Genomic DNA, 9,038 nt, shown 5'->3' on the forward strand with positions numbered 1-9,038 from the left:
AGCCAGATACCCCGAGAACACCCCGCAGCTCATGACCCAGTTTCCCACGCCCCCCAGAATGCCTCGCGTCATCCGCATCCCCGCGCCGAATTTCCTGAAACGTCAGGGGCCTGTGGTGCGTTACGGCCTGGTCACGGTCCTGGTCCTGATGCTCGCAGGCGGTCTCTGGGCAGCCTGGAAATGGCACAGCCTGCATGTCGGCATGCCCAAACTTCCCGGCGATATCGCCGAAATGTGGAACCTGAACCGCGAACCGGCCATCGAATATGTGGACCAGGACGGCAACACGCTGGCCGTCCGGGGGCCCCGCTATGGCCGGGCCATCGATGTGAAAACGCTGCCGCGCCACATTCCGCAGGCCTTCCTCGCCGCGGAGGACAAGCGCTTCTACGAACATGACGGCGCCGACGAGACCGCAATCGCCCGCGCGGCGATCTCCAATGCCACCGCCGGCGAGACCGTCTCCGGCGCCTCCACGATTACCCAGCAGGTGGTCAAGAACCTGATCCTCGACAGCCGGCAGACCATGCAGCGCAAGGCGCAGGAGATCACGCTCGCCCGCCAGCTTGAAAAGCGCATGACCAAGGACGAGATCCTCTCGCTCTACCTCAACCGCGTCTATTTCGGCTCGGGCCTCTACGGCATCGATGCGGCGTCGCGTTATTATTTCGGCAAGCCGCCGGAACAGATGACCATCGCCGAGGCCGCCTTGCTTGCGGCGCTGCCCAAGGCGCCGTCCAAGCTCAACCTGCGCGAAAACCTCGCCGGTGCGCAGGAACGCCAGCAATACGTGCTGCGCGAGATGCGCGCCGAGCGCTACATCACCAAGGCGGAAGAGGCGGAAGCCAAGGAAGCGCCGATCAACATCATCAAGCCGCCGGTCTATGATGCCGAGCTTGGTTACGTCCTTGATGTCGCGAATGAACGCCTCGCCTCGCTGCTGCCGCGCCTGCCGGGCGATGCGGTCGTCACGCTGACGATTGATCCGAAGCTTCAGGCCCGCGTGCAGAAGCAGATCACCGACCGGATGAAGAAAGATGGCGCCGCCTCCAAGGCCACACAGGTCGGCGCGCTGATCCTCGGCAAGGATGGCCACGTCGCCGCCCTTGTCGGCGGCACGGATTTCAAGACATCGCCCTTCAACCACGTCACCCAGGCGAAGCGCCAGCCCGGCTCCAGCTTCAAGCCCTTCGTCTACGCGCTCGCGCTCGAGGACGGATACTCGCCGTACGACGTGTTCAACGACCGCCCGATCAGCATCGGCAAATGGCAGCCGACGAACTACAATGGCGAATTCATCGGCCCGATGACACTCAGCGAAGCGCTGACGCGGTCGACCAACACCATCGCCGCCGAGCTCGGCAACGAGTCCAACCCCGCCCGCGTCATCGATCTTGCCAAGCGCTTCGGCATCACCAGCAAGATGGAGCCATACCCCTCGGTGGCGCTCGGCAGCCAGGAAGTCACGCTCTGGGAAATCACCGGCGCCTATGGCGTGTTCGAATCCGGCGGGCGCCGTATGGATCCCTTCCTCGTCAGCAAGGTGACCGACACGCGCGGCAATGTCCTGTTCGAGCATCCGGGTACGCAAGGCGAACGTGTGTATGCGGAAGACTATGCTGCTGACATGAACGCCATGCTCACCCGCGTTGTGAACGCACCGATCGGCACCGGCGGGCGCGCCCGTATCAAGAACTGGACGGTCGCGGGCAAGACCGGCACCAGCCAGGACTGGCGCGATGCCTGGTTCATCGGGTTCACCTCGGCCTATGTCGGCGGTGTCTGGGTCGGCAATGATGATGACAGTCCGATGCACAAGGTGACAGGCGGGGGCCTGCCGGCTGATCTGTGGTCGGACATCATGGAGATCGCCCACGAGGGCCAGAAACCTGAGCCTCTGTTCGGCGCCGCCACCGCTCTTGTCCTGGATCCCGCCGCCGAAGACCGAATCGCCTTCTATCGCGGCATGTCCCAGGCCTTCGCCAGCGCCTCCGGCCGCTCCCGCACCGCCAACACCAACGGCATCATTCCGCAGGCGGAGTAGGGCGGGCGGGTCCGGATCGTCATCATCTCGGCGCAAATCCGGCGAAAGTTCCGACTGCTTTGGAAAGGGTGCTCCCGACGGGTTTCATCTCAATCACCCCCTATTCATCCGAGAGACGCGGCGGGGCGCAAATTGGGGAGGATCCCGATCGCTCCAGCTGCAGCATCGTCCGAGCGACTGACGGGCCTCGCCGAACGAGCTCTAATCAACGGGCTGTCGCCTGATAGGGCGGCCGGGCAGCACCGATAGATCCAGTTGTCCATCCCATATCAACGGCGTGCCGGTAACCAGCAAGTAGCGGACACCTTCAGACCCGCGGTAGGGTGCTTCATAGGTCGACTGATCGGCAATCCTGTCGAAGTCGAACACGACGATATCCGCATCCATGCCTTCCTGGAGACGCCCTTTGCGTGCGAAGGACGGGGAAGCTGGTTCCATGATTTGCGCAGGCACCAGCGTGGACCGGCGGATTGCTTCATTCAATGTCATGGCGCCCCGTTCGCGCACCCAGGTTCCGAGGACGCGGGCAAATGTGCCGGCCACTCGCGGATGTGCGTCTGCATTTTCCGGAATTGGCCAGATATTCCCTTCAAGCACTTGTCCATCCACCGAATACGGCATGCCATCGGACGCAATCGCTGCGTCCCGAGTGAGCAAGGCATGTTTCAATAGCGCCTGGTCTGCGCCATCAGCCTCGTTGAGGAAGTGGAAGATCGCGATCGAGGACGGCCGCTCGGCGCGAATGGCAGCCAGTTCATCCACATCCTGAACCCATTCGCCTGTGTCGGTCATGTAGATGTCTTCGGCGCGAATGCCGGCACGATCCAACGTCTCCGGCGCGTACCTTGCCGCACCTATCGTTGTAGACCCCGCGCCATAGGGATAGGCTTCTGTCGAAATTTTCAAGCCTTCGGCCTGGGCCGCTTCGAACAGGGACCTGACCTTTTCGATATTGCGCCATGAGGAAGAATTGATGTGGCAGAAGTGCATGCGCGCGTTGGTCTGGCGCGCGACGTCGATGAACTCTTCCAGCCCGTCGAAAATGCTGCCGGGCGCCGCGAAGTTCGCATAGCGGACGTGCGTAAATGTCGGGACGCCGCGCGCCGCCGCGAGCTGATTGACAGCAACATATTCCTCCGGCGATGTCGCCGGCGCATAGCCGAGCATCACGCCGATACCGAGGCCGCCTTGATCCAGGCCTTGCTCTACAAGCGCGAGGATCTGTGACGTCTGCTCGCGGCTGGCGGCCTCTCGCCAACCGGGCTTTGCGACATTCTTCTGATAGGTCGCGGTGCTGCCATCGATGGAAAGGCCGTCCATGACCTGCATGCGGGCGAGCGACCAGGAAACGGAGAAGCCGTAATTGATGGGCCGGCCCTCGCGGTCCAACAAGCTATAAGCCTCGCCGACCGGCAAGCTGCCAAGCTCCAGCTCCAATGTGGTGGTCACCCCGTCCAAGGCCTGCTGGCGCATCGACGGCGTGGTCAGAGCATGCGAATGGATGTCGATGAAACCGGGCGCAACGACTAAGCCATGTGCGTCGATGACCGTCGCGCCCTTCAGTGGGCGCTCGGCGATCCGGACAATCATGTCGCCTCTGATGCCGACATTGCGAACGGCATCGAGCCCGGTTTCAGGATCGATCACCCGCCCGCCTTCGATCACCACGTCATAGTGCGCCGCCGGGCGCAGAATTGTGCATGCGGTGGCCAAAGAGATCAGTCCGCTCACCGCAAGATATGCGGCAAGATCCCGCGCTGCGGGCATTTTTGGAAGTCCGTTCACTCGCAACAAACAAGCACCATCCGGTTTACCAGCGCACTACAGCTTGGCCGCAACACGCCGATACTGTCTAGCCGTTGAATATGCTGGGTCGATCGAGACGCACCGAAAATCCCAAAAGTGTATACAATCCGTCATTCAGAAAATTTGGGTCGATGGCTGATTCCGGCGAAGTTCGGGCTGGTGGCGGTGAAACAGCCGAATGACAGGACTGGGGCGCCCCTGCCTGACACCGAAAACGATCATCGGAACCGACCTGGCCCTTGGCAGCCGGTCACCACAGCCATTCCACATGATCGTGCTTTCTCACTCGAGACTGCCCAGATATGCGTAAAAAGCCTTCCCTGTTGAACTGTCCGCAATGATTTCCAGATCTTTCCCAGCATAGCTGATCGAAGCGATGACTGGATCTCCGTCGATGTTCCAAATTTCAAAACTAAGCATAGCGGGGTCAAAATTTCCCTCTGTCGATACGATGACATCCGTCTGCGCGCCCTTTTCGATGCTCTTTCCGACAAAGACTGGTGTCTCGGGATTATCGACATCCGTCTCGACGACATACTCCCGGGTAATTTGGCAAAAACCCTCGGGCATGCCAGGCAGGATATCATCGATGTCGAATTCTTCAGAATACCCATCTGGCTTCTGCCGGAAGCCGGCAGAGTCGTCTGCATCCGGAACGACTTCATCGACATAGATGCGGTTGCCATTGAAGATCGCGTTGTTCACATGCGCGACGTCGTCAATCGCATACCAGCCTTCGCAATCTCCGCCATCTTCGTATGGTGACGGGGACTCGGCATCGAAATTATCGGGGTCATCGATCATGCCGACCTGGTCGGCAAAATCGTCCCGGTCCTTCCAATAAGCGTAGAAAGCCTTGCTGACACGGCCAATAACAAACTCGCCGCACATGCGCTGAACGGATACCCTGAAATGGCGCTGGTTCGCGTGCACAGCAACAGGGGCGCCCTCTAGCGTTTCATCTCCGAGACTTTGCACCCGGGTGATGGCGTCCAGCCCAATCGCAGCTTGCGTCGCAAGCAGTCGGGGATCATCCGGAAGCTGGTCGAGTGCTTCCGCAAGTACGGAATGCGCATCAGCCACATTTCCTGTCTCATTCAGGCAGGCTGCCAGGTTGTTGATCGAGAGAACCCAATCGTCTCCCGCATTTTCAAATGTCTGCCAGGAAAGCGCTTCCCGATAGCACGAGGCCGCTTCTTCGAACCTCTTAAGGCCCACAAAAGCATTTCCCTTGAGCCCTTTGACCCAGGCCAACCGGTTTGGCATGCCCGCGGCTTTGTGGTTGCTTGCAGCGCCATCGCAACATACCAGGGCCGCTTCGAAATGCTTCGCTTCGCCCGACATATTGGCCAGGTCAATCAATGCCGAGGCAAGCAGGGACTCTGTCCAGGCCCAGTCCGTCGGAAAATCTTCCCGTTGGTAGACTGTTTGGGCTTCCTTATAGTTGGCAATCGCCTCCTGAAGACGGCTGGTATCATTTTCCAGTCTCGCCAGGCGGCTCAAGGCATTGGCGAGATTGTTCTGCGACATGGCCCAGAGCAGGGGCATCGAGGCCTTTGTCCGGATATTGAGCGATTGCTCATGCGCAAGGAGCGCCTCAACGAGCGGCGGCGATTCTCCGGTCCATTTGCCAAGATCGGCGAGCGCATTGCCGAGATTGTTCTGGGCCATCGACCAGGCCTCCGGGGCGGTCTTGGGAGAGAGATCTGCAAGCGCGACCCTATAAGCCGCGATCGCTTCCTCGATAATGGCTGTATCCCCGTCTATTTCAGCAATGTCGGCAAGCGTGGCGCCGAGATTGCTCTGGAGCAGTGAGAGCGCATGCTTGTCGGCTTCCGGATCCGCAGCGGAAATTGCTGCGCGATAGGAGGCGACGGCTTCTTCTAGGTCTGCGCGCTCACCTGTCATCATTGCGAGATCGGCGAGGACATTCGCCTGCACGATCTGTGTGTTGAGACGGGAGGCTGGGGAGAACGCCTCATCATCAGAAGCCAGGATTCCGGAATAGATCTCCTTCGCTTCACGCAGGCGCTCCGGGTCTCCAATTTGCTGGCCAAGCTGGACCAGTGTGTTGCCAAGATTGTGCGCAGCCGCACGCCACTTCTTGGCGTCAGCTTCGCGATCATATCCGTCGCGCATCAAGGCGCGGTAGCCGTCAGCAGCCGAATACAGAGCACTCGCGCCACCTCGCTGGGTGCCATAGTCAAGCAGGGCTGACGCTGCCTGGTATCGTGTGTCTGCGTGTATCGGCCAACCTTCAGACTGACGGGGCTCCGCGACCTTTTCCAGAAGATCACGTGCGTTGCCGCGCCCGCGCAAGGCAAAATCCCGAAGGGTGCCGATTGCCGCCTCCTGCTTCTCGGAGTCGGTTGCGCGAAGCGCCTCTGCAACGGCGCGCAGGTCCGCGCCTTCTGCCCGTCGCTTGGCCACATCAATCAGGCGCTTGATCGCGGCCAGTAGCAAAAGATTTAGCGAGACGCGATAAAGGATGATGGCCACCTTCGCCCATCTGGATGGATCTGTCGGAGCACCGATTTTTTCGAACCCGATGCCTCCGGCATAGAGATCATAGTAATCAACGAGCGACCCGGCTTTAACGGTCTCGATCAGGGTGTAGAGTAGGAACGCAAAGGGCTTGGCATCATCGTTGAGAGTGAAACCCAGCCCATGGTTCTGGAGCTGGGCAAAAGCGATCGGTGCAAATACGAACAAGAAGCCGGAGGCGATCAGGACTTCAGCGCCAAGCGTTCCGTTGAGGCGGATGTCCTTGCGTTCAAAAGGGACATTTTCAATTGCCTCGTCCTCGTCCCGGGACCAGTGGCGGAACACAATGAAGATCGAAAACACGCCGAACCCAACAGCAACCATGCTGAATGGCCACGGCAGATAGACGGCCGCGGCCGTGACGGAGAGAAAAAAGACGAGCAGGATCGGAAGTCGCTGGTAACGCCATCGGTAGCGCGTACCCGTTATCCAGGAAAAGCCATATACGAGCCCTGCATCCAGTTTGCGAAGTGACGCAATCGCAGCATCAAACATGCCGGGCTTTTTCGTCTTATGTTTGGAGTTTCCGCGCAAAAGGGAAACAGTTGCATAGATCGCTGCTACGGTGGCTAAGAACACCAGTGACGATAAGGCAGAAGCTATGGGTGTGGGAGATGACAAGTCAGGCATCTTACCTCCTTTGACCATACGACCCGGCGCCGCAAACCTTTTGTGTTGTTGAGAGTTTATTCAGAGCGGGTCCCGACCGCCTCCTTCCCGGGTGTCTAACCTAAAGCCTGTCCAGGAGGTTGATGATCGGCGTCTGATTGGCAGCTTTCGGCGAAGTTCGGCCTGGCGGATGTCGGGTATTGGAACGGCAGGATTGGATGGCTCCTGCCAGTCAGCGGTAGACACGATCGGAGCCGACCTGGCCCATTCTTACTGGTCGCCGAAAAGAGTCGGAATATTGTAGTGAAACCAAATCTACAGGGCGGCCGTCATGAGTGTCGTCGCTGAGGACAAACGGCGGACGTACTCTTCTTAAGCATCCAGCCGGGTCTTGGCTGGTTCAGCGCTTTGGCGGAGCAGTAGGATCAACCCGGCGATGGCGGAACCAAGCACGACTGTTGCCCAGACGCGGCTCAGCTCGAGGCCGCCATGCGACATAGGTTTGTCGAGGAAATCGCCCACCACCGCGCCAAGCGGGCGGGTCAGGATGAAGGCTGCCCAGAACAGCGCAACACGGTTAGCTGATGAGAAGAAATAGGCCAGCGCGATCAGCGCCAGCAACGCGCCGAAGATCACTGCGGAGCCCAAATAGCCCAGCGGACCGTCCGCGATCCAGTCGCCAAGGGCCGTACCCAGCGTCTGGGAAAACGTGATCGTAAGCCAGTAGAACAACTCGGCCTTGGGTTCTTGCACCGAACTCACCGAAACAGTTCCGAGAGCTTGCCGCCACACGAACAGGGACGCAACGACGAGTCCTAACAAAAAGAGTGAGCCGCCGGGATAGCCGATACCCATCGACCGGGTTGCGAAGTCTGCCATGGTCGTACCAGCCGTCGTTGAGGCGATAATCGTTGCCCAGTAGAGCCAGGGATTGAACCGGCTCGCGCGGATCTGCGCAAAGACGAGGATGACCAGGATCAATCCGAATATGGCCGTCCCGATCAGGTAGCCGCTTTGCCAGAACGATGTCGGCGCACTGGCGGTCGTCTCGCCCAACCACGACATGGAGACACTGTCGCCCGCAGTCTCACCAAAAGTGGTGGCGAGGATTTTGATCACCCAGAAACCGAAGCTGATGGCTGGCACTTTGGTGAGTGCCGCTTTTTCTGTGTCGGTCACGCCATTGCTCCATCGTAGCCCGCATTCACAGCTCGCAGGTAGATTTGGAGGGCTCGAAAGCCCATAAGCAGGTGCTCAAAGCGGTCCTTCTAAGCGGGTGTCCTATGCATAAGGCTGACGTTCCGAAGTCAGTTCTACCAACCCTTTTCCTCGGCCGATCGCTCGCACTTTCAGCGGGGCTGATAGTCCTGCAGATCGTCGCAGCGCTGTTCTTTGTCGTCGATGGGTTCGAGGACTGGTTGGTCGCCGGCGCCGATGGACGCACGCTCGAACTCGCAATGGAAAGCCTGATCGCCGTCGCTCTGTTTACTGGCGTCATCCTAAGTTCGATGAACATCGTCCGGCTGTCCCGGGATCTGTTTCGGAAGGAACAATCTCTGGCGAAGGCACGAGGCGCGCTCGGAGAGCACATAGAAATGCGGTTCAAAGAATGGAGGCTGACCAAAGGCGAAGGGGAAGTTGCGCTGTTCGCTCTCAAAGGGTGTGACATCGCCGAGATTGCGCGCCTGCGAGGCGCGGCGGCAGGAACGGTCAGGTCGCAGCTCAGCCAAGTCTATGCCAAGGCTGGCGTAAGTAGTCAGGCGGCACTGGTTTCGGTCTTCATAGACGACCTACTTGACGTGTTGCCAAAGGGCGAAATTGCGACGAATTGCTGATTGTCAGCAGGACGAGCTTCTCTAAAGTCCAATCTACTGGAATGCCGATTTAAGGCCTACTAGGGTCCGGACTCATTACAGCCACCAGATGACGGCTGCTGCAAGGGTGATCGCCGCCATGAAGTTGGTGATGTTTCGGTCAAACCGCGTTGCGATGCGCCGCCAGTCCTTCAGCCTGCAGAACATGCGCTCGATGACGT

5 protein-coding genes and 1 pseudogene are annotated in these 9,038 nt (G+C 59.4%); 2 read left to right on the plus strand and 4 right to left on the minus strand.

The window, feature by feature from the left end; translation table 11 throughout:
* Positions 1 to 58 precede the first annotated feature (58 nt).
* The gene (locus GC148_RS05850; RefSeq protein WP_291069532.1) at positions 59 to 2,044 is read left to right on the plus strand and encodes a PBP1A family penicillin-binding protein; all 1,986 of its coding nucleotides are present in this window, start codon (positions 59 to 61) and stop codon (positions 2,042 to 2,044) included.
* Positions 2,045 to 2,245: 201 nt separating this feature from the next.
* On the opposite strand, the gene GC148_RS05855 is transcribed toward GC148_RS05850, so the two are convergent.
* The 3 genes from GC148_RS05855 to GC148_RS05865 all read right to left on the minus strand — a co-directional run bounded on the left by GC148_RS05855 (position 2,246) and on the right by GC148_RS05865 (position 8,182).
* A complete protein-coding gene (locus GC148_RS05855; RefSeq protein ID WP_291069533.1) occupies positions 2,246 to 3,775 on the minus strand; it encodes an amidohydrolase family protein in 1,530 nt (509 codons plus the stop codon).
* 357 nt (positions 3,776 to 4,132) lie between these two features.
* Positions 4,133 to 7,024 carry a tetratricopeptide repeat protein gene (locus GC148_RS05860; protein ID WP_291069534.1) on the minus strand — a complete coding sequence of 964 codons (2,892 nt, stop codon included), beginning with the start codon at positions 7,022 to 7,024 and terminating at the stop codon, positions 4,133 to 4,135.
* Positions 7,025 to 7,375: 351 nt separating this feature from the next.
* Positions 7,376 to 8,182 carry a hypothetical protein gene (locus GC148_RS05865; protein WP_291069535.1) on the minus strand — a complete coding sequence of 269 codons (807 nt, stop codon included), beginning with the start codon at positions 8,180 to 8,182 and terminating at the stop codon, positions 7,376 to 7,378.
* Between the two features lie 104 nt (positions 8,183 to 8,286).
* On the opposite strand from GC148_RS05865, the gene GC148_RS05870 reads away from it, so the two are divergent.
* Positions 8,287 to 8,838 (plus strand): hypothetical protein, encoded by a 552-nt coding sequence (locus GC148_RS05870; protein ID WP_291069537.1) that lies wholly within the window; start codon positions 8,287 to 8,289, stop codon positions 8,836 to 8,838.
* A gap of 75 nt (positions 8,839 to 8,913) precedes the next feature.
* On the opposite strand, the pseudogene GC148_RS05875 reads toward GC148_RS05870, so the two are convergent.
* Positions 8,914 to 9,038 (minus strand): annotated as a pseudogene (locus GC148_RS05875) (IS5/IS1182 family transposase); the annotation flags it as partial.

The sequence above is a fragment of the Hyphomonas sp. genome (genome assembly GCF_016125515.1).
Lineage (GTDB): Bacteria > Pseudomonadota > Alphaproteobacteria > Caulobacterales > Hyphomonadaceae > Hyphomonas.

Bases quoted from the DNA above. Each gene is read 5' to 3' on its own strand.
- GC148_RS05870 (WP_291069537.1), top strand. From the start codon at position 8,287: ATGCATAAGGCTGACGTTCCGAAGTCAGTTCTACCAACCCTTTTCCTC.
- GC148_RS05850 (WP_291069532.1), top strand. From the start codon at position 59: ATGCCTCGCGTCATCCGCATCCCCGCGCCGAATTTCCTGAAACGTCAG.
- GC148_RS05860 (WP_291069534.1), bottom strand. From the start codon at position 7,024: ATGCCTGACTTGTCATCTCCCACACCCATAGCTTCTGCCTTATCGTCA.